Here is a 20,444-nt window from a genome sequence, read left to right on the forward strand (position 1 = left end):
GGGGGGGGTCCGCGGGGGGGGGGGGGGGGGGTGGCCGCTCCGGGGGCTGGATGATTTTCCGACTGCCGACTCTGTTTGGTGGGGTGTTCTCGCCGTTGGCAGTCTGAAAATCACCCGTCACGCCCCTCTCCGCGGCCACCCCCTCCGCCACCCCCTCCCGCAGCGCTCCCTCTCGCCTTGGGTGGGTTCGGGGGAGGGGGGTGGTTGAGGGGGTGGGGGCGTGCGGGTTTCGGGGTATGGGCACCGCATGGGTTTTGTTGAGACGTGGGTGCCGGTGACCGGGGCCGGGCGGGACGGGGTTCGGGGGATCCTCGCTTCGCCCGGTGATGCCGTGGTCGCTCTGGACTTCGACGGGACGCTCGCGCCGATCGTCGCGGATCCCTCGCGGGCTCGGGCGCATCCGGGGGTGGCGGGGGCGCTCCGCAGCGTGACTCCGTTCGTTCGCTCGGTGGTCGTCATCACCGGGCGGCCGGCTGCCCTCGCGGTCGAGTACGGGGGGTTGGCCGGGCTTCCCGGGGTCGTGGTGCTCGGGCACTACGGCGCCGAGCGCTGGGAGGCCGGTGAGCTCTCGGCGCCCGACGTGCATCCGGGGGTGGCCGCCGCGCGGGGGGCCCTGCCCGGGGTGCTGGCCGCCGTGGGGGCGCCCGAGGGGACGTGGGTTGAGGACAAGGGGCGCTCGCTGGCCGTGCACACGCGGCGTACGGAGGTGCCGGAGGAGGCGCTGGAGCTGCTGCGGGGGCCGGTCGCCGATCTGGCGGCGGAGCACGGGCTGGTGGTGGAGCCCGGGCGGCTGGTTCTGGAAATCCGGCCTCCCGGGGTGGACAAGGGGGCCGCACTGATGGGCTTCCTGCGGGAGGTCGGGGCTCGGGCCGTGCTCTACGCGGGGGACGACCTGGGGGACGTCGCGGCTTTCGCCGCCGTCGAGAAGCTGCGCGGGGAGGGGCTCGCGGGCCTTCTGGTGTGCAGCGGCGCGGTGGGGGACGCGCCGGTGCGGGAGCTCGCCGACCGGGCTGACCTGGTGGTGCCCGGGCCGGCGGGCGTGGTGGAGCTGCTGGCGGATCTGGGCGAGGCGATCAGAGCGCGTTGAGCTGGTCCAGGAACCACTGCTGCGGCGGGAGCGCGGTGGCCGACGCGGCCAGGCGCTTGGTGCGGTCGGCGCGCTCCTCGTCGGGCATGGTGAGGCCCGCGTGGAGGGCGTCGGCCGTCTCGATGACGTCGTACGGGTTCACGGAGATCGCGTCGTCGGCCAGTTCGCTGTGGGCGCCGGCCTCGCGGGACAGGACGAGCGCGCAGCCGTGGTCGGAGACCACCGGGACTTCCTTGGCCACCAGGTTCATGCCGTCCCGGATGGGGTTCACCAGGGCGACGTCGGCCAGCCGGTAGGCGGCGAGGGAGCGCGGGAAGTCGTCGTTGACGTGCAGGATCAGCGGCTGCCAGGTGGGGGTGGCGAATTCGGTGTTGATCGCTTCGGCGAGTTGCTCCACCCGGGCCGTGTAGTCGCGGTACTCGGCGAGGTCCGTGCGGGACGGGTAGGCGAAGGCGATGTGCACGACGCGGTCGTGCCACTCCGGGCGCGTGCGCAGGAGGTGGCGGTAGGCGAGCAGGCCCCGGACGATGTTCTTGCTGAGTTCGGTGCGGTCGACCCGGACGATCGTGCGCCGGTCGCCGACGGCCTCGCGCAGGGCGGCGAGGCGCTCGTCGACGTCCGGGCGGTGGGCGCGCTCGCGCAGGAAGTCGGCGTCGGCGCCCAGGGCGTGCACGCCGAGGCGGGTCGTGCGGCCGTCGTGGGTGATGGTGAGGGCGTCGTGGTCGACGGTCGCGTGCAGGATCTCCTCGCAGCACGCGGCGAAGGCCCTCGCCCAGCGTTCGGTGAGGAAGCCGGCCCGGTCGGCGCCGAGGATGCCGGTGAGGACGGCCCTGGCCACGTCGTCCGGGAGGAGCCGGAAGTACTCGGGCGGGGCCCACGGGGTGTGGGAGAAGTGGCCGATGCGCAGGTCGGGGCGGGCCGCGCGGAGCAGGGCCGGGGTGAGGGACAGGTGGTAGTCCTGGACCAGGACGGCGGCGTTCGGGGCGGCCTCGGCCGCGAGGGCGTCCGAGAAGGCCCGGTTGTACGTCTCGTAGGCGGCCCACTCGGTGCGGAAGCCGGCGTCGAAGGCGGGGGCGGTGGGCGTGGCGTAGAGCAGGTGGCTGACGAACCAGAGGGTCGAGTTGGCGACGCCGTTGTAGGCGCGGGCGAAGGTCTCCGGGTCGATGTCCAGCATCCGGACGGCCTGTCCGCCGACGTCGTGGCCGGCCAGGTCGAGGCGGCCGTGGGGGGCTTCGCGGGCGGCCCGGCGGTCCGCGTCGCCCAGGGCGGCGCACACCCAGACGGCGTTCGGGTCGTCGATCGCGGAGAGGCCGGAGACCAGGCCTCCGCCACCGCGTTTGAGGGTCAGCGTGCCGTCGTCCGCGGTGCTGAAGGAGACCGGTCCGCGGTTGGACGCCACCAGCACGGTCGCGCTCGAACGTTTGGTCGATGAATCGGCCATGAGTCCTCTTCTGGGTCTACCCGTTCACCCTTCGGGGTGGAATCCGAGCGTACGGCGGAGCGGAGCGCAGCGCGGCCGTACCGTCGAAGACCTGCGACATGCAGCGGTCAGGGCTTGGCCGCCATGAGGCTCCGCAGGGGTCGAGTGGGAAGCCTCCTCGTCGAGAGGGGGAGGAGTCACGGTTGGTACGTTGCCGGTCGGCAGACGTCGCAAACCAATCGCCGGACAACCGGCGAGATCGCAGCGGCCGCACTGCTCGGGTCTGTCACTCGTCGGTGCGGCGCTTCGCGTACTCGGGGACGGTGTGCATCGGGGGGCGTTCCGTGGCCGTCACGGGGTGCGTGTGGGCGGTGAACGCGCGGGTCTCCGGGTCGCGGGTGAACTGCGTGAGCAGCGGGTGGACGAGGTCGGCCGACGCCTTGAGGCGGTGGGCGCGGTCGAGGCGTTCCAGCGCGGTCCGGTAGATGGTGGCGGCCATCCGGCCGAGGGCCTGGCCGTCCTGGTGGCGGTGGTGGCGGACGCCGACGTCGACCTGGGCCAGGGCGTCGAGGCCGACGAGCTCCAACGCGTCGACCAGGAGGCCGAGTTCGACGCCGTAGCCGGTGGGGAAGGGGAGCCGTTCGAGCAGTACGCGGCGGGCCGCGTACTCGCCGCCGAGCGGCTGGACGAAACCGGCGAGTTCCGGCCAGTGCAGGTTGAGGAGGGGGCGGGCGACCAGTTCGGTCACCCGGCCACCGCCGGCCGGGAAGACCGCGTCAGGGTCCCCGGCGGAGCCGCTGACTTCGAGCGGGCGGTCGTACATGGCCTTGACCAGCTGGATGTCCGGCTCGGTGAGCAGCGGGCCGACGGTGCCGGAGACGAAGGCGGGGTCGAACTCGCGCAGGTCGGCGTCGACGAAGCAGACGATGTCGCCGCGGGTGACCAGCAGCGAGCGCCACAGCACCTCGCCCTTGCCGGGCACGGCGGGCAGCCGGGGCAGGATCCCGTCGCGCGGCACGACCCGGGCGCCGGCCGCGGCGGCCACGGCGGCGGTGTCGTCGGCGGAGCCTGAGTCGACGACGACGAGCTCGTCGACGAGGGGGAGGCGCTCCATCAGCTCGCGCCGGATCGTGCGGACGATGTCGCCGACGGTGGCCGCCTCGTCGAGGGCGGGCAGGACGACGCTGACGGTGTGGCCGGTGCGGCGCTTGGCCGCCAGGAGGGTGTCGACCGGCCGGTCGGCCGCGCTCCACGAGCGGCGGCCCAGCCAGGAGGCCGCCTGCGGGAGGAGTGCGGGGGTCGGTTCGGCGGGCACGGGACTCTCCTCGGCGGATCGGGGTGGAACGGGCCATCTCGCGTGGCGGACGGTCCCTTTCGGGCTCGGCGCCTTCGGATACAGTCTTCGTACAGCGGTCGGACCTTCGCACGCCGGGGTCACCGCTGACGACAACTTCACATGCTCATCCAGAGGGACTGAGGGAACGGCCCGTTGACGTCCCGGCAACCTTCTCGCGCGGCTTTCACCAGGCCCCGGCGGGACAGGTGCCAATTCCGGCCCGTGGTGCGCCCGCACCACGGGGAAGATGAGGAGAGAGGCCTCCGCCATCATGGCTATCGACACAGTCGCACCCGCATCCGTGGATCTCGGCCCCGCCACCGCCCTGTCCTGTCGGGAGTGCGGCACCCGCTTCCCGCTCGGTCCGAGCTTCGCCTGTGTGGAGTGCTTCGGGCCGCTGGAGATCGCGTACGAGTTCGGGAGCGAGGCCGCCGAGGAGCTGCGCAAGCGCATCGAGGCCGGGCCCGCGTCGATCTGGCGCTACGCGCCGCTGCTGCCGGTGCCCGCGGACGTCGCTTCGAAGCCGAACCTGAATCCCGGCTGGACCCCGCTGGTCAAGGCGGACAACCTCGGTCGCGAGCTCGGGTTCACCGCGAACCTGTACGTGAAGGACGACTCGGGGAACCCGACGCACTCGTTCAAGGACCGCGTGGTGGCCTGCGCGATCGAGGCCGCGCGCGCCTTCGGCTACACCACGCTCTCCTGCTCGTCGACCGGCAACCTGGCCGGTGCGGTGGGTGCGGCGGCGGCCCGGGCCGGGTTCCGCTCGTGCGTGTTCATCCCGCACGACCTGGAGCAGGGCAAGGTCGTCATGGCCGGTGTGTACGGCGGCGAGCTGGTCGGCATCGAGGGCAACTACGACGACGTGAACCGCTTCTGCTCGGAGCTGATCGGCGACCCGGCCGGCGAGGGCTGGGGCTTCGTCAACGTCAACCTCCGCCCGTACTACGGCGAGGGCTCCAAGACGCTCGCGTACGAGATCTGCGAGCAGCTCGGCTGGCGGCTGCCGGAGCAGATCGTCATCCCGATCGCCTCGGGCTCGCAGCTCACGAAGATCGACAAGGGCCTGCAGGAGCTGATCAAGCTCGGGCTGGTCGAGGACCGGCCGTACCGGATCTTCGGCGCCCAGGCCGAGGGCTGCTCGCCGGTCTCCGCGGCGTTCAAGGCCGGCCGGGACGTGATCAAGCCGGTGAAGCCGGACACCATCGCCAAGTCGCTGGCGATCGGCAACCCGGCGGACGGCCCGTACGTGCTGGACATCGCGCGGCGCACCGGCGGAGCGGTCGAGGACGTCACCGACGCCGAGGTGGTGGCCGCCATCCGGCTGCTGGCCCGCACCGAGGGCATCTTCGCCGAGACCGCGGGCGGGGTGACCGTCGGCGTGCTCAAGAAGCTGGTCGAGACCGGGCAGCTGGATCCGGCCAAGGAGACCGTCGCGATCAACACCGGTGACGGCCTCAAGACCCTGGACGCCGTCGCCGATGCCGGGATGACCGCGGTCATCCGCCCGACGCTGGAGTCCTTCCGCACCGCCGGCCTCGCGTCCGCCTGATTCCCCCACGAGGAGAGCCACCCATGAGCGCCACCGTCCGCATCCCCACCATCCTGCGCACCTACACCGGCGGGTCCGCCGAGGTCACCGCCGACGGCGGGACCCTGGGCGACGTCATCGCCGACCTGGAGAAGAACCACGCGGGCATCTCCGCGCGCATCCTGGACGACACCGGCAAGCTGCGCCGTTTCGTGAACGTGTACGTGAACGACGACGACGTGCGATTCGCCGAGGGACTGGCGACCGAGATCAAGGACGGTGCCAGCGTCTCGATCATTCCGGCGGTGGCCGGCGGCTGCTGAGCCGCGCCCCGCTCCGACCGGGGGCGCGCGGGGGGGGGGGGCGGGCGTCGGTGGGGGGGGGGGGGGGGGGGGGGGGGGGGGGGGGGGGCGCGCCCCCCCCCCCGGCCGGCGCGCGGCGCGCCCGGCGCGGGCCCCCGCGGGGGGGGGGGGGGCCCCCCCCCGCTCGCATTTCGGCGGGAATATTTCCCGGTCGAGTGGGAGTAGAGTATCGCTCGGCCGGGAACAGGGGTCCCCCTCACCCTCCCCGTGCGAACCGCCGCTCCGCCGTCCGTCCGTTGAGACCGCCCGGGGACCGGGTCCGGGAAACATGTCACGCGGATGTCAGAATTCTCCAGGGGATTTGTGTAATCCGTCCGCTATGTCCGGCGTGAATTGCGGAGTTCCTTCCGATTCGGCCCGTCCTGTCCCTTGGCGCGGACCCGGAATTCACCGCGGAGGGCCCTGTTGCAGAGGGCGTCGATCCGGATACATTCAGCCGCGGTCGACGCAATCACCCGCTCACGGATGTCGTTCGGGGCGGTTGATCGCGGCGTGCACGGCTGCGCCCAGGGGGGGTTCCCCGGGCCGGCCTTCACAACCAACCCGGGCCCGCGACCTGCGGGACCGTGAAGGGCCAGCACAGCACTAGGGGAGTTCGGAATGGCTCAGGGCACCGTCAAGTGGTTCAACGCGGAGAAGGGCTACGGCTTCATCGCGGTCGACGGTGGTGCGGACGTCTTCGTCCACTACAGCGCGATCCAGATGGACGGCTACCGCACCCTCGAGGAGGGCCAGCGGGTCGAGTTCGAGATCTCCCAGGGACAGAAGGGCCCGCAGGCGGACATGGTCCGCGCGGTCTGACCCCTTCCGGCTCCAGGAGCTCGGCGCGGCCCACGGCTGGTGACCACTCGCTTCTCGACGGGCCCGCGCGACACGCGTCGTGCGGGCCCGTCGGCGTTCCCGCGGCGGCTCCCGGCTTGGCGATTGGGCTTGCACTCGACCACCCGGAGTGCTAATCATTGGCGTTAGCACTCACAGCTTGAGAGTGACAGCGGACCGGGTCGGTGAGGCCCTGGGAGCGGTAGGGGAATAGACCCCCGCACACCTTGGCCGTCCGTCGCGGGCACCCCTTGGTCCGAGCAGTCGACCGTGTCCCGGAGGACCACTTCAGATGGCCAAGATCATCGCCTTTGATGAGGAAGCTCGCCGCGGCCTTGAGCGTGGCATGAACCAGCTCGCCGACGCAGTGAAGGTCACGCTCGGCCCCAAGGGTCGCAACGTCGTGCTGGAGAAGAAGTGGGGCGCCCCCACGATCACCAACGACGGTGTCTCCATCGCCAAGGAGATCGAGCTCGAGGACCCGTACGAGAAGATCGGCGCGGAGCTCGTCAAGGAGGTCGCCAAGAAGACGGACGACGTCGCGGGTGACGGCACCACCACCGCCACCGTGCTCGCCCAGGCCCTGGTTCGCGAGGGTCTGCGCAACGTCGCCGCCGGCGCCAACCCGATGGCCCTGAAGCGCGGCATCGAGAAGGCCGTCGCCGCCGTCTCGGACCAGCTCCTGGCCCAGGCCACCGACGTGGAGACCAAGGAGCAGATCGCCTCCACCGCCTCCATCTCGGCCGCCGACACCCAGATCGGCGAGCTCATCGCCGAGGCCATGGACAAGGTCGGCAAGGAAGGCGTCATCACCGTCGAGGAGAGCAACACCTTCGGTCTGGAGCTCGAGCTCACCGAGGGCATGCGCTTCGACAAGGGCTACATCTCCGCCTACTTCGCCACCGACCTGGAGCGGATGGAGGCGACGTTCGAGGACCCGTACATCCTCATCGCCAACTCCAAGATCGGCGGCATCAAGGACCTGCTCCCGCTGCTGGAGAAGGTCATGCAGAGCGGCAAGCCGCTCGTCATCATCGCCGAGGACGTCGAGGGCGAGGCCCTCTCGACCCTGATCGTCAACAAGATCAAGGGCGTCTTCAAGTCCGTCGCCGTCAAGGCCCCGGGCTTCGGCGACCGCCGCAAGGCCATGCTCCAGGACATCGCCACCCTCACCGGCGGCACCGTGATCTCCGAGGAGGTCGGCCTGAAGCTGGAGAACGCCGGTCTGGACCTCCTGGGCGGCGCCCGCAAGGTCGTCATCACCAAGGACGAGACCACGATCGTCGACGGTGCCGGCGAGAGCGAGATGGTCGCGGGCCGCGTGAACCAGATCCGCGCCGAGATCGAGAACAGCGACTCGGACTACGACCGCGAGAAGCTCCAGGAGCGCCTCGCCAAGCTGGCCGGCGGCGTGGCCGTCATCAAGGCCGGCGCGGCCACCGAGGTGGAGCTCAAGGAGCGCAAGCACCGCATCGAGGACGCCGTCCGCAACGCCAAGGCCGCCGTCGAGGAGGGCATCGTCGCCGGTGGTGGCGTCGCCCTGCTGCAGGCCGCCGTCGCGTTCGACAAGCTGGAGCTCGAGGGCGACGAGGCCACCGGTGCCAACATCGTCCGCGTGGCGCTGGAGGCCCCGATCAAGCAGATCGCGACCAACGCCGGCCTCGAGGGCGGCGTCGTGGTGGAGAAGGTGCGCAACCTCCCCGCCGGTCACGGCCTGAACGCCGCCACCAACGAGTACGTCGACCTGATCGCCGTGGGCATCATCGACCCGGCCAAGGTGACCCGCTCGGCGCTGCAGAACGCCGCCTCGATCGCGGCCCTGTTCCTGACCACCGAGGCCGTCATCGCCGACAAGCCGGAGAAGGCCGCGGCCCCGGCCGGCGGCATGCCGGGCGGTGACATGGACTTCTGATCCGGGTCGTACGACCGGATCGGTGTTCCGATCGCGTGGGCGGTTCCCTTCGGGGGGCCGCCCACGCGGCGTTTTTTGGGAGAATCGACGGATGGCTGACATCGAGACCGCCCTGCACGAGGCCCGTGCGCAGATCCTGTCCGACCTCACCGCGCGGGACGTGGCGGACGCCGCCGTCGTCTCGCTCGTGGAGCAGGCCGTCACGCACCGGCGGTGGTGGCTGGAGCAGTGGCCGGACGGCACCGAGTACGTGCTCGGGCTGGTCGCCCAGGACGTTCAGGACGCGCTGCTGGAGGCGTACGGGCGCTGGCCGCTGTGCACCGCCTGCGCGGCCGACGGGGACCCGCACGCGCTGAGCGTGGAGCCGGAGCTGGGGCCGGACCCGCACTGGGTGTGCGGCAAGCAGGGCGCCGCCGTCGCGCCGGTCGGCAAGTTGGTCTAGGACACGCCCTGGTTCTCCAGTAGTTCGAGTTCGGCCGCCAGATTGGCCCGCGCGGGCGCGGTGAGGCGCTCGTGGGCGGCCGGGGTGCGGTAGAGCGCGGGCAGGGCGAGGAGTCGGCGCAGGACGGCCGCCCGGCCCGCCCGGAAGTCCGGCTCGGGCACGAAGCCGTACTCCTCGCGGACGGCGCCCGCGTAGGCCGCGTACGCCTCGGGGGTGCCGCCGAGCACGGCGAGGTCCGCGTCGCACAGCACCTCGCCGTCGCGGTCGCCCGGAGCGGGGTCGTGGGTGACGGTGAGCAGGACGAGGCGCTCGACCTCGGCCGTCCGCGCGGCGGGCAGGCCGGCGGCGGTCAGGGCCCGGACCGCGAGCGCCGCGCTGCGCTCCTCGTTCTCGGAGCGGTCGGGCCGGTAGACGGCGTCGTGGAACCAGGCGGCGAGGCGGACGGCGTCCGGGTCGGCGGCGTGCGCGGCGAGGCCGTCGACGTGTCGCAGGACCGCGCGCAGGTGGTCGGCGGTGTGGTACCTGCGCTGCGGCTCGGCCCAGCGCCGGAGCAGCTCCCGCCCGTACGGCTCGGGGTTGACGGTGGTGCCGCAGCGGTGCAACAGGGCGGTCCAGTCGGCGAGCAGGTCCTCGGTGTTCGGCATGGGCGCCATTGTGCTGGTCGTGTAACGGACGCCTCTCCGGGGGGACCGGTGCTGGACCTATATGCCGGTTAACGATATATGTAGACGCATGACAGAACGCTCGATGCAGGAGCCGACGCTGCTGCTGCTCACCGCACTGGCCGACGCGCCCAGGCACGGTTACGCGCTCATCCAGGAGATCTCCGAGATCTCCGACGGCCGGGTCAAGATGCGCACCGGCACCCTCTACGGCGCCCTCGACCGCCTGCTCCAGCAGGGCCTGATCGAGGTCGCCGCCGAGGAGATCGTGGACGGCCGGGCCCGCCGCACCTACGCGCTGACCGGCCCCGGCCGGACGGCGCTCGCCACCGAGGCGGAGCGGCTGCGGTCGGTCGCGGCCGAGGCGGAGCGCCGGCTGGCCACCGTCCGGTCGGCGCTGAAGGGGAAGCCCGGGACCGCGCTGCGGACCTTGACGAGGGGGAGTTTCGCATGACCACACCCACGATCGGAGCGCCCTCGGGCGCGCTGCGGGCCGCTCTCCAGCTGTACCCGTCCCGGTACCGCCGCGAGCGCGGCGAGGAGATCGCCGCCGTCTTCGCCGACGCCACGGCCGAGGCCGACCGCTCGGCCGTCGCCCGGGAGGTCTTCGACCTGGCCGCGTACGGGCTGCGGGTGCGGCTCGGGCTGACCGGCTCCGGGATGCTCGGGCGGGTGCTCGGGCTCGCCGCGCCGATGGTGGCCGGCGCGCTGGCCGGTTCGGGGCTGGTCCCGTGGGTCACCGACCCGGACGGGGCCTCCTTCAAGCTCACCTGGGACCACTCGTACACCACGTGGGCCACGATCCTCGCGCCGCCGGTGACCGCGCTGCTGCTCGCGATCGCGGCGCTGCTCGGGCGGTGGACGGCCGTGCGCGTCATCGCCTCGATCCAGGCGGTGCTCGGACTGGCCGTCCTGGCGCAGGCGTTCACCGGGCCGGTGTTCTTCGACCTGTGGTGGGCCGGGTACGTCGGCATGGCGACCCTGCCGGCCGCGCTGGCCGCCGTCCTGCTGCTCGCGGCGCCGACGGACCTGCTGCCGAAGCCGGGTTGGCGCACCCGCGGGGTGGTGCTGGCCTCGGTGGTCGGTGGCGCCGGGCTGGTGTGGCTCCAGCGCTGGGACGACACCACCTTCCCGCTGGACTCGCAGTGGTTCGCGGTGCTGCTGCTCGTGCCGGTGCTGCTGACCTTCACCGCTCTGCGCGGCAAGGAGTTCCCGGCCGCCGTGGGCGTCGCGGTGCTGTCGCTGACGACGTTCGCGAGCCTGTTCAACATCTGGCGCGAGTCGGGCGGGTTCTCCCGGCTGCTGCCGGTCGCGCTGCCGGTGATCGGGCTGATGGTGATCGCCGCGGTGGCGATGCACAGGATCGGGCGGGGCGGCACGGGCGGCCCCGGCGGCGGCGACGTCGACGAGGAGCGCGCCGCGGCGTGACCCCGAGCCGGTCGCCGGGGCCGGTGACCGGAAGCGGGCGGCGGGCTCGCCGGGGGTGGGCGGATGTGGCAGGCTACGGATATGTCTAGACCAATTTTCGAAGTCATCGCGCTGACCCCCCAGGACGCCCGGGCCGCCGAGTCGGGCGGCGCCGACCGGCTCGAACTGGTCACGGACATGGCCGCCGACGGACTCTCCCCGTCCGTCGAGGACTTCGCCCGGATCCGGGCCGCCGTCGACCTGCCGCTGCGCGTCATGCTCCGCCTCCGGGACGGCTTCGCGCCGGGCGACCTGGACGAGCTGCGCGCCCGCGCCGCCGGGCTCCGCGCCGAGGGGGCCGAGGAGTTCGTCCTCGGCTTCCTCGACGCGGACGGCGCCGTCGACCTCGCCGCCACCGCGGCGGTCGCGGACGCGGTGGCCGGCTGCCGGTGGACCTTCCACCGGGCGATCGACCACAGTGCCGATCGGGCCGCCGTCCGCGCGGCCGTCGGCGCGCTGCCCGGACTGGACACCTTCCTCACCTCGGGCGCGCCGGGCGGCGTGGACGCCGGGCGCGAGGTGCTCCTCGCGGAACTGGCCAGGAAGGCCGAACCCGGGTACGGGCAGCGGATCCTGATCGGCGGCGGCCTGCGGGCCGAGCACGTGCCGGAGCTGCGGGCGGCCGGCTTCGACGCCTTCCACGTCGGCGGCGCGGTCCGCGCCGGCGGGTGGCAGGCGCCGGTCGACGCGGCGAAGGTCGCCGAGTGGCGGGCCCTGATCGACGGCTGAGCGTGGAAGCGCCGACAGCCGGTCGACCGGTGTCCGTCGCGCGCGGGAGGGGCCGGTCCGGATGCGGGCCGGCCCCTCCGCCGCTATCCGAGCTGTTCGGGCAGCGGCTCCGCGTGCAGGACGGTCAGGCCCGAGACGGCGCGGGTGAGCGCCACGTACAGGCGGCGCAGGCCGGTGCGCTCGTCCGGTTCGCCGGCGATCACGGCGGCCGGCTCGTCCAGCACCACGTAGTCGTACTCCAGACCCTTGGCCAGTGAGGCCGGGACGAGCGTCAGCCGGGCCTCGGCGCTGGTCTCGGCGCCGGGGGAGAGGTGCGGCAGGCCGGCCGCGGCCAGCGCCTCGGCGAACAGCGGGACGCGCGCGTCGGCGGCGATCAGGCCGGTCGAACCCTCGTGCTCCAGGGCCCGCCGGCAGGCCTCGACCACCGCCTCCGTCAGCTCCCCGTCCGCGACCCGGCGGATCGCCAGCGACCCCGCGGTGTCGCGCACCGAGGTCGCCGGGGCCAGGCCGGGGGCGATCGCGGGCAGCAGCCGGGAGGCGTACGCGATGACCTCTTCCGGCACCCGGAAGCCCTTGGTGAGCTCCTCGACGTGGGCGCCCGGCTTGCCCAGGTGGTGCAGGGCGTCCGGCCAGCTCGCGGTGGCCCACGGGGTGGTGCCCTGGGCGAGGTCGCCGAGGACGGTCGCCGAGCCGGTGGTGCAGCGGCGGCCGACCGCGCGGTACTGCATCGGGGAGAGGTCCTGGGCCTCGTCCAGCACCACGTGCCCGAGCGAGGGCGTGCGCTGGACCAGGTCGCCGGCCTCGTCGACCAGGACGGCGTCCGCCGCCGTCCAGCGGGCCGTCTTCACCGAGCGGCCGGGCTTGGGCCACAGCACCGCCCGCTGCTCCTCGGCGGTGAGCACGCCCTCGGCGCACGCGGCCAGGAACTCCGGGTCGGAGAGCAGCCGCAGCACCAGCTTGGCCGGGTCGACCGGCGGCCAGCACTGCTTGACGACGGCCTTGACCGCGGAGTTGCGGGCCACCGCGTCCTGCACCCGGTCGTCCGGGGCCTCGCCGGACTGCTCCATCTTCAGCAGCACGGTGTGCGCGATGCGCTGCGGCAGGGCCTCGCCGGCGGCGCCGTAGCGGGTGTCGCGGCCCTTCAACTCCTCGATGATCTCCGCCAGTTCGTGGACGGGGACGCGCCAGCGGCGGGAGCCGCGGACCACCACGCAGGGCTCGGTGGGCAGCGCGATGCCCGAGCGGACGGCCCGGCGCAGCACCTCGGCCATCCGGGCGTCGCCCTTCAGCCGGGCCGACTCGGGGGTGTCCTCGCCCCTGACCTCGACGTGCCCGACCAGCTGCTGCACGGTGGCCTGCGCGACGTCGAGCTCCCCGAGGGCGGGCAGGACCTGCTCGATGTAGGAGAGGAACGCGTTGTTCGGGCCGATCACCAGCGTGCCGGTGCGGGCGAGGCGCTCGCGGTGCGCGTACAGCAGGTACGCGACGCGGTGCAGGCCGACGGCGGTCTTCCCGGTGCCGGGGGCGCCCTGGACGCAGATGGTGCCCGTGACGTCGGAGCGGACGATCTCGTCCTGCTCGGGCTGGATGGTGGCGACGATGTCGCGCATCGGGCCGACGCGGGGCTTCTCGATCTCGGCGGCGAGGAGGGCGGAGGAGGTTTCCGTCTCCTCGGGGTCGGTGAGGTGCTCGTCCTCGTACGCGGTGAGCTCGCCGCCGGTGTAGCCGAAGCGGCGGCGGCGCTCGACGTCCATCGGCTCGGTGCGGCTGGCCCGGTAGAACGGCTGGGAGACCGGCGCGCGCCAGTCGATCACCATCGGGTCGCCGTCGGCGTCGTGCACGTGGCGGCGGCCGATGTAGAAGTTCTCTCCTCCGCCGCCTTCGGACAGCTCCTCGCTGATCGCGTGCAGGTAGTCGAGGCGGCCGAAGAACAGCGGGGTGTCGGCGAGGTCGGCCAGGGCGGCGATCCTGGCCTCGATCTGGTTCTGGAGGACGGCGGCGGACACCCAGGTGCCGGTCACGTCGCGCAGGTCCAGCGACTGGACGTCCTCGCGCATCGCTCGCAGCGCGGACCGGGACGCGGCCAGGTGGTCGCGTTCGCGCTGGAGGGGGTCGGTGGTGGGGGTGGCGGGCACGGCGAACCTTCCCGGCTGCCCCGGTGGCGGGCGCAGCGGATCGATGGAGCTCACGGTGGGTACGGCCGGCCGGTTGCCGTGCGGTCGGCGCCTCCCCCGGCTGCCTGCGGGACTTCAGCAGGTACCACGGTTCGGGAGGGGGCAGACGGACGATCTTAGACCTGTCCGTCTCGGGGTTCCAGCCCCGCAGCTCTCAGGGGTGCGCATACACCCGGAGGACGAGGTCCGGCCCGGCGGATGCGGCCTTTGGAGTGATGCCTTCGGCCGGTCGGGTGCCTACCGTTGAAGACATGAGCACACGGAACCCCAGCACAGCCCCGGCCGGTGCCACCGCCCTCCCGGGCCGCCACCGCAACCCGCTCGCCACCGCCGTCCGCAACGTCGGGATCGCCCTGGACACCGCCGCGCGCGTGATCTTCCTCGGGCGCGACGGTGTCCGGTACTGAACCCCGCTAGAGCACGTCGTCCGCGTCGATGATGCGGTAGGCGTAGCCCTGCTCGGCCAGGAAGCGCTGCCGGTGCGCGGCGAAGTCCTGGTCCACGGTGTCCCGGGCGACCACCGAGTAGAAGTGCGCCGCGTGGCCGTCCGCCTTCGGGCGCAGGACGCGGCCGAGGCGCTGGGCCTCCTCCTGGCGGGAGCCGAAGGTCCCGGAGACCTGGATGGCCACCGTGGCCTCGGGCAGGTCGATCGAGAAGTTCGCGACCTTGGAGACCACGAGGACGCCGATCTCCTTGTTCCGGAACGCGTCGAACAGTTTCTCGCGCTGCGCGTTGCTGGTCTCGCCCTTGATCACCGGCGCGTCGAGCGCCTCCCCGAGCTCGTCCAGCTGGTCGATGTACTGGCCGATGATCAGCGTCTGGTCCTTCTCGTGCTTCCTGACCAGCGCCTCCACCACCCGCCGCTTGGTCGCCGTCGTGGCGCAGAAGCGGTAGCGCTCCTCCGGTTCGGCGGTCGCGTAGGCGAGGCGCTCGGAGTCGGTCAGGGTGACCCGCACCTCGCAGCAGTCGGCGGGCGCGATGTAGCCCTGCGCCTCGATCTCCTTCCACGGCGCGTCGAAGCGCTTGGGGCCGATGAGGCTGAACACGTCGCCCTCGCGGCCGTCCTCGCGCACGAGCGTCGCGGTCAGGCCGAGGCGCCGGCGGGCCTGGAGGTCGGCGGTGAACTTGAACACCGGCGCGGGCAGCAGGTGGACCTCGTCGTAGACGACCAGGCCCCAGTTGCGGGCGTCGAACAGCTCCAGGTGCGCGTACACGCCCTTCCGCTTGGTCGTCATCACCTGGTAGGTGGCGATGGTGACCGGGCGGATCTCCTTCTTCGTGCCGCTGTACTCGCCGATCTCGTCCTCGGTGAGCGAGGTGCGCTTGACCAGCTCGTGCTTCCACTGCCGGGCCGAGACGGTGTTGGTGACCAGGATCAGCGTGGTCGACTTCGCCTCCGCCATCGCGGCGGCGCCGACCAGCGTCTTGCCGGCGCCGCAGGGCAGCACGACGACGCCGGAGCCGCCGTGCCAGAAGCCCTCGACGGCCTGCGCCTGGTACGGGCGCAGCTGCCAGCCGTCCTGCTCCAGGTCGATGGGGTGCGCCTCGCCGTCCACGTACCCGGCGAAGTCCTCGGCGGGCCAGCCGAGTTTGAGCAGCACCTGCTTGATCTGGCCGCGCTCGGAGGGGTGCACGACCACGCTGTCCGGGTCGACCCGGGCGCCGACCAGCGGGACGATCTTCTTGGAGCGCAGCACCTCCTCCAGGACCGGCCGGTCGGTGGTGGTGAGCACGAGCCCGTGGACGGGGTGCTTGTTGAGCTGGAGGCGCCCGTAACGGGCCATGGTGTCGGCCACGTCCACCAGCAGCGCGTGCGGCACCGGGTAGCGCGAGTACGTCACCAGGGCGTCGACCACCTGCTCCGCGTCGTGCCCGGCGGCCCGCGCGTTCCACAGCCCGAGCGGCGTCACCCGGTACGTGTGCACGTGCTCGGGCGCCCGCTCCAGTTCGGCGAACGGCGCGATGGCGCGGCGGCAGTCGGAGGCCTTGGGGTGGTCGATCTCCAGGAGAAGAGTTTTGTCGCTCTGGACGATGAGCGGTCCGTCGTTCACGCGGGGGAGCCCTCCACTGGCTGACAGGGTGGTTTGACGCAGACCCTCCAGTGTCGCTCATTCCGCGGTGAACGTGGGTGGGCTACTTCCACTCGTACAGGACGGCCTTGCCGTTGCCCTGGGGGTCGTTCTCGAACTCGAACAGGCCGACCAGGTCGTTGAGGCGCAGGAAGGCGTCCGCGGAGCTCTCGAAGTAGATGCTGCCGCGCCAGCGGACGGCGCCGCCCTCGGTGAAGTGGCCGATGCCGCTGCCGTGCCAGCTGTAGGCCTCGCCCTTGTCGGACATGCCGATGCCCTGGCCCTCGCCGAACAGCGAGCCGTCGGGGCGGAGCTCGGCCTCGTAGGTGACGAACTCCCGGGCGGGGTGGCCGAGGACCTGGCCGGTGCCGGTCATCGAGACTTCCAGTGCGGGGCTGCCGACCGTGGCGAGGACCCGCCGGCCGCTCTCCGTGGTGGTGAACTCCGCTATCCGATCGCCGAGCATGGTGGATGCCTCCTTGTCGGGTGCCCCTGTCTCCGGACTACGCCGGGTGCGCCCGGGCCGCAACCGCGTGGTGACCACGGCGGGTGTCGCTCGTTGGGCCGGGCATGAACAAGTCGAAGCGTGTTCTCACCGCCCTCGCCCTCATGGGGACGGCCTTCGCCGCCACCGCCTCCTCCGCCGGCTCGGCGCACGCCCTCGCGGGCATCGGGGAGGGGCCGGGCGGGCTGCTCGCCGCGCCCGGGTTCCTGCTGGCGGACACCGTCACCGGGGGCGAACTGCCGGTCGGGCAGGGGCAGATCGGCACCCTGGCGGACCAGGCGGTCAAGGAGAAGATGAAGGAGTCGCAGGGGCACTGAGCCCGTTCAGTCCTCCAGTTCGGCCACGCCCGTGATGCGGTGCAGGGCGAAGGTGCGCAGCTCGTCGGCGTGGTGGTCGAAGGCGGTGACGAAGCCGCCCTCGACCTTGACCGGGTCGATGATCCGCTGGCTGGCGATGCCCTCGGCGTTGAGGTAGCCGATCCACATCCGCTCGCCGAGCAGGACGGCGGTCTGGAGGGTGGCCAGCGTCTCGGCGGCGGCCGTGCGCGGTAGCTTGCGCGGGTCGGGGGCCGGCTCGCGGCGGTTGGCGGTCGCGGCGCGGTCGCCGGCCCGGATGGCCTTGATGGCGGCGGCGAGCAGGGTGTCGTCGGGGCTCGGGGGGCCGTCCGGGACGGGCGTCGGCGCGGTGCGCGGCGGGGTGCGGTGGCTGTCCGGGCGGGTGATCAGCACGTCGCCCTCGGCGGACTCGGCGGCCGGGGCGTAGCCCATCGTGCGCAGCGTCGCGAGCAGGACGTCCGGGGCGGCCTGGGAGGCGAGGACGGTCGGGGCGAGCAGCCGCAGCCGCAGGTCGGCGGAGCGGCGGTCGGCGAGGACCTCGCCGAGCAGCGAGGTGTCGTCGCAGCGCAGGTACGAGGACGCGGCGCCGACCCGCAGGACGCCGTGCCGACGGGCGACGTCGTCGATCAGGTACGTCAGCGGCTGCGGGACGGGCGTGCGCGAGTGCTGCTCCAGGAAGGCCCGCAGGTCGGCGGCGGTGCGTCCGGCGTCGAGGGCGCGGCGCACGGACGCCGGGGTGAACCGGTAGACGGTGGCGCCGCCCTTGGACTCGATGTCGGCGCAGAGCGCGAGCGCCTGGGCGAGCGGGGTGAGCAGCGGACCCGGGGCGATCGCGGTGAGGTCGGGCTGCAGGATGACGTGGTCGAGCGGCCGGGGCAGCAGCGGGGCCAGCACCTCGGCCGGGTCGGCCTCGGCGGTGAGCAGCGCGCGGGCGGGGGCGGCGAGGGCGCCGCGGCCGGTGATCCCCAGGAGTTCGGCCTCGGCGAGGGCCCAGCCGGCGAGGTCGTCGCGCAGTTCGTGGCCGCCCGGGCCGGTCGGGCCGCCGCGCAGCGGGCGCTGCCAGCGCAGGGTGGGCAGCAGTTCGGCGGCGGTGGCGGGGGTGCCGGGCGGGAGTTCGGCGAGCAGCGCGAGGGCGGCGCGGCGGACGGACGGGGCGAGCGTGCGGTCGAGTTCGGGGCCGAGGGCGGCGCGCGGCTTGCCCTTGCCGTCCGGGGTGCCGGTGAGGCCGGGCACGCGGGTGGCCGCGAGCCAGGCGGTGGCGAGGACGGACCAGCGCTCGGCGGTGTCCTGCTGGAGCCAGGTGTCGTACGCCGGGGTCGGGGCCCAGCACTCGTCGGCCTCGCCGTCCGGGGCCAGCAGGCCCGCGGTGTAGGCGAGTTCGAGCCAGAAGGGGGTCTGCTGCTCGGTGGTCTCCAGGGCCTGGGCGGTGCGCTTGAGGTCGCGCACGCCGAGGCCGCCCGCGCGCAGGGTGGGCGGCGGGGTGAGGCCCCACAGGTCGAGCAGCTCCTCGACGGTCTTGACGGCGGTGTGGGCCTGGCCGGCGGCGGCGCTGTCCACAGCCTGTGGATCGCGCGGTGGAGCGGCGGGCCGGGGCTCGGGCTGGGCGGGCTCGACGGTGCGGTGGGTGCGCCCGCCGCGCAGGTGCAGGGCGAGTTCGCGCGGCAGGACGACGCTGCCGGGGCCGCTCGGCAGCAGCAGGCCGCGGGCGAGCAGCCACTCGACGGGGCTCTGCGCGTCCTCGGCGGTGACCGGGCGGGCCGCGTCCGGGACGGTGCCGGTGGGCGGGCCCCAGACGAGGCGCTCCAGCAGCCGCAGCGCCGGCTCGGGGGCGGTGGCGAGCAGGGCGTCGCAGCGGGCGCGGTCGGCGAGCAGCGCGGTGAGCGCGGCGACGGCGGTGACCGGGTCCGGCGTCGCGGGCCGGCCGGCGGAGGCGAGCAGCTGCTGCAGCCGGGCCGGGGACATGCCCATGGTGGCGTCGGCGAGCGTCGGGCCGAGGCCGGTGCGTCCGGGATTGGCGGCGGTCGGCGCGAGCGCCTCGCGGACGGCGAGGACCAGGCGCAGCCCGTTGTCCGGACCCCACAGCAGGGCGCGGTCGCGCAGGGTGGCGATCGCCCGGGGCAGCGCGGCGGCCACGGCGGACCGGTCGGCCGGGGTGAGCGGGGTGGCGCCCGGGTGCGGCTTGACCTTCGCGGGGCCGGTCAGCAGTGTGCGGACGGTGGTGAGCGTGGTGCCGTCCGGTGCGGTGGCCAGCGCCTCGGCGACCTGCAGGGTGAACCGGTCGAGCCGCTCCAGGGCGCGCAGCGCGGAGGCGCGCGACGACAGCCGGGCGGACAGCTGGGTGAGGTCGCCGGGCACCGGGTTGAGCAGGTCCGGGCGGGCGCGGAGCAGGGCGGCCAGACCGTCGTCCGGGCGGGCGCGCAGCTCCTCGGCGAGCGTGCGGGGGCCGGCGGCGGACCTGCCGGAGCGTTGGGGGCCCTGCTGTGTGGTCATTCGACCTAGGTTAGTCGGGTGCGGCGCCGGTGGACCCGGGGTCGGGACTCGCGTGGGTGGGGGACTGGTGGGTAGCGTCACGCCGAGGGTGGTTCGGTGGGTCGGGCAGGGTACGGGCGAGGCGGGGTGTCGGGGATGACGGACGGCGAGTGGTGGCGCAAGAGCGGGCCGTGGAGCGCGCGGTCGGGCGGTGAGTCCGCCGGGACCCGCGACGGTGCCCGGGACGGCTCCCACGACGGCTCCGACGACAGCGTGTACGACGCCGCCACTGCGCCCGGCGTGCCGGGCATGTCAGCCGTGCCGCTCGACCCGCCGCGCGAGCCCGCGGACGAGGCCGACCCGGACGCCGTACCGCCGCCGCAGGTGATCCACTCCGGCGGGGGCGGCTGGGACCTCGTGATGCTCAACTTCTCGGACGCGCCGGCGGCCCCGCCGAAGCAGATCCCCGAGCAGCGGGCGGCGGAGGGCGACGAGCCGACCGCGCAGCCGGTGGGGCCGCAGCCGGCGGCCGGGGCGAAGCCGAAGAAGGCACGGAAGGAGAAGAAGGCCGCCAGAGCCGCCGGTTCCGCGAAGCCAGGGCAGTCCCCGAAGTCCTCGAAGCCTCCGAAGAAGAGCGCACTCGCCGGCCGCTGCCCGTCCCCGCTGCTCCTGCTCGCCTCCGCCCTCCTCGCGGGCGGCGCCTGGACCGGTTTCTTCCCGGCCATGCTGGCGGGCTGGGGCCTCGGCTACCTCTCCAGCCAACTCAAGGACCTCACCCGCAAGTTCGCGATCTTCGGCATCCCGCTGATCACGATGAGCGCGTCCACCCTCTACCAGATGCGCCAGACCCAGCACGGCCAGGCGGGAGCCGGACCCGGTTCGCAGCTCGGGCAGATGACCTGGGCGTCCGCCCCGGGCGTCCTGCGCCTCTCGGCGGCCCTGACGGCGGCGTTCCTGCTGCTCATGGCTCTGCGCCGCAAGCCGCAGCAGGAAGGGTGACACCTCGCAGCAACACGGCGGCCCTGCACCCTTGGGTGGGGTGCAGGGCCGTTGTGTTTGTGTGGGTTAGTAGACCTGGCCGGCGTAGCCGTAGATGCCGGTGTATGCGCCGCTGAGGGCGTAGGA

At 73.4% G+C, this 20,444-nt stretch carries 19 protein-coding genes and 1 riboswitch; of the genes, 12 read left to right on the forward strand and 7 right to left on the reverse strand.

All coding sequences use genetic code 11. The features are described from left to right. The first annotated feature begins 247 nt into the window (after window positions 1-247). Entirely contained in the window at window positions 248-1,087 is an 840-nt protein-coding gene (gene otsB / locus ACFV4F_RS37800; protein WP_380509621.1) for a trehalose-phosphatase, read from the forward strand. On the opposite strand, the gene ACFV4F_RS37805 is transcribed toward otsB, so the two are convergent. Beyond that, the gene (locus ACFV4F_RS37805; protein ID WP_380509624.1) at window positions 1,074-2,528 is read right to left on the reverse strand and encodes a trehalose-6-phosphate synthase; all 1,455 of its coding nucleotides are present in this window, start codon (window positions 2,526-2,528) and stop codon (window positions 1,074-1,076) included. The genes otsB and ACFV4F_RS37805 overlap by 14 nt on opposite strands. A 265-nt stretch (window positions 2,529-2,793) precedes the next feature. Then, window positions 2,794-3,822 carry a glucosyl-3-phosphoglycerate synthase gene (locus ACFV4F_RS37810; protein ID WP_380509627.1) on the reverse strand — a complete coding sequence of 343 codons (1,029 nt, stop codon included), beginning with the start codon at window positions 3,820-3,822 and terminating at the stop codon, window positions 2,794-2,796. A 142-nt stretch (window positions 3,823-3,964) separates the two neighbouring features. After that, window positions 3,965-4,097: riboswitch (SAM riboswitch) on the forward strand. Window positions 4,098-4,114: 17 nt separating this feature from the next. On the opposite strand from ACFV4F_RS37810, the gene thrC reads away from it, so the two are divergent. From thrC to ACFV4F_RS37835, 5 genes are all read left to right on the forward strand, one after another. Beyond that, window positions 4,115-5,395, forward strand: coding sequence for a threonine synthase (gene thrC / locus ACFV4F_RS37815; protein ID WP_380435462.1), 1,281 nt, complete (start codon window positions 4,115-4,117; stop codon window positions 5,393-5,395). Between the two features lie 23 nt (window positions 5,396-5,418). Next, window positions 5,419-5,697, forward strand: coding sequence for a ubiquitin-like small modifier protein 1 (locus ACFV4F_RS37820; RefSeq protein WP_380435464.1), 279 nt, complete (start codon window positions 5,419-5,421; stop codon window positions 5,695-5,697). Window positions 5,698-6,336: 639 nt separating this feature from the next. Next, complete coding sequence (locus ACFV4F_RS37825) at window positions 6,337-6,537, forward strand: cold-shock protein (RefSeq protein ID WP_153461112.1); 201 nt, start codon at window positions 6,337-6,339, stop codon at window positions 6,535-6,537. Between the two features lie 310 nt (window positions 6,538-6,847). Continuing rightward, window positions 6,848-8,467 carry a chaperonin GroEL gene (gene groL / locus ACFV4F_RS37830; RefSeq protein ID WP_380435466.1) on the forward strand — a complete coding sequence of 540 codons (1,620 nt, stop codon included), beginning with the start codon at window positions 6,848-6,850 and terminating at the stop codon, window positions 8,465-8,467. A gap of 91 nt (window positions 8,468-8,558) precedes the next feature. Further along, entirely contained in the window at window positions 8,559-8,909 is a 351-nt protein-coding gene (locus ACFV4F_RS37835) for a hypothetical protein (RefSeq protein WP_380509630.1), read from the forward strand. Here the strand turns inward: ACFV4F_RS37835 and ACFV4F_RS37840 are convergent. Continuing rightward, entirely contained in the window at window positions 8,906-9,553 is a 648-nt protein-coding gene (locus ACFV4F_RS37840) for a hypothetical protein (RefSeq protein ID WP_380509633.1), read from the reverse strand. The two genes, ACFV4F_RS37835 and ACFV4F_RS37840, sit on opposite strands and share 4 nt — an antisense overlap. Window positions 9,554-9,641: 88 nt before the next feature. Between ACFV4F_RS37840 and ACFV4F_RS37845 the strand changes: the two genes are divergently transcribed. The 3 genes from ACFV4F_RS37845 (at window position 9,642) to ACFV4F_RS37855 (ending at window position 11,767) form a co-directional block, all read left to right on the forward strand. Beyond that, a complete protein-coding gene (locus ACFV4F_RS37845; protein ID WP_380435472.1) occupies window positions 9,642-10,025 on the forward strand; it encodes a PadR family transcriptional regulator in 384 nt (127 codons plus the stop codon). Next, entirely contained in the window at window positions 10,022-10,999 is a 978-nt protein-coding gene (locus tag ACFV4F_RS37850) for a hypothetical protein (RefSeq protein ID WP_380509635.1), read from the forward strand. The genes ACFV4F_RS37845 and ACFV4F_RS37850 overlap by 4 nt, the downstream gene beginning before the upstream one ends. Window positions 11,000-11,080: 81 nt before the next feature. Then, window positions 11,081-11,767, forward strand: coding sequence for a copper homeostasis protein CutC (locus tag ACFV4F_RS37855; RefSeq protein ID WP_380435476.1), 687 nt, complete (start codon window positions 11,081-11,083; stop codon window positions 11,765-11,767). Between the two features lie 83 nt (window positions 11,768-11,850). On the opposite strand, the gene ACFV4F_RS37860 is transcribed toward ACFV4F_RS37855, so the two are convergent. Further along, window positions 11,851-13,902, reverse strand: a complete 2,052-nt coding sequence (locus tag ACFV4F_RS37860) for a HelD family protein (RefSeq protein WP_380509638.1) — start codon at window positions 13,900-13,902, stop codon at window positions 11,851-11,853. A gap of 290 nt (window positions 13,903-14,192) precedes the next feature. Here ACFV4F_RS37860 and ACFV4F_RS37865 point away from each other — a divergent pair, with 290 nt between their 5' ends. Continuing rightward, on the forward strand, window positions 14,193-14,348 hold the full coding sequence (locus tag ACFV4F_RS37865; RefSeq protein ID WP_380435480.1) for a hypothetical protein: 156 nt from the start codon (window positions 14,193-14,195) through the stop codon (window positions 14,346-14,348). Window positions 14,349-14,354: 6 nt separating this feature from the next. Here the strand turns inward: ACFV4F_RS37865 and ACFV4F_RS37870 are convergent, their stop codons facing one another. Both ACFV4F_RS37870 and ACFV4F_RS37875 read right to left on the reverse strand, forming a co-directional pair. Beyond that, window positions 14,355-15,992: a DNA repair helicase XPB gene (locus tag ACFV4F_RS37870; RefSeq protein ID WP_380435482.1), complete on the reverse strand. Its 1,638-nt coding sequence runs from the start codon at window positions 15,990-15,992 to the stop codon at window positions 14,355-14,357. An 82-nt stretch (window positions 15,993-16,074) separates the two neighbouring features. Then, window positions 16,075-16,476, reverse strand: a complete 402-nt coding sequence (locus ACFV4F_RS37875) for a hypothetical protein (protein ID WP_380435484.1) — start codon at window positions 16,474-16,476, stop codon at window positions 16,075-16,077. Window positions 16,477-16,580: 104 nt separating this feature from the next. Between ACFV4F_RS37875 and ACFV4F_RS37880 the strand changes: the two genes are divergently transcribed. Beyond that, window positions 16,581-16,832 (forward strand): hypothetical protein, encoded by a 252-nt coding sequence (locus ACFV4F_RS37880; RefSeq protein ID WP_380435486.1) that lies wholly within the window; start codon window positions 16,581-16,583, stop codon window positions 16,830-16,832. Window positions 16,833-16,838: 6 nt separating this feature from the next. Here ACFV4F_RS37880 and ACFV4F_RS37885 read toward each other — a convergent pair whose 3' ends face one another. Further along, window positions 16,839-19,340, reverse strand: coding sequence for a helicase-associated domain-containing protein (locus ACFV4F_RS37885; protein ID WP_380509641.1), 2,502 nt, complete (start codon window positions 19,338-19,340; stop codon window positions 16,839-16,841). A gap of 135 nt (window positions 19,341-19,475) precedes the next feature. Between ACFV4F_RS37885 and ACFV4F_RS37890 the strand changes: the two genes are divergently transcribed. Further along, on the forward strand, window positions 19,476-20,318 hold the full coding sequence (locus ACFV4F_RS37890) for a hypothetical protein (RefSeq protein ID WP_380509643.1): 843 nt from the start codon (window positions 19,476-19,478) through the stop codon (window positions 20,316-20,318). The last annotated feature ends 126 nt before the right edge of the window (window positions 20,319-20,444 follow it).

Origin of the sequence: Kitasatospora sp. NPDC059722 (assembly GCF_042733235.1) — a bacterium.
Lineage (GTDB): Bacteria > Actinomycetota > Actinomycetes > Streptomycetales > Streptomycetaceae > Kitasatospora.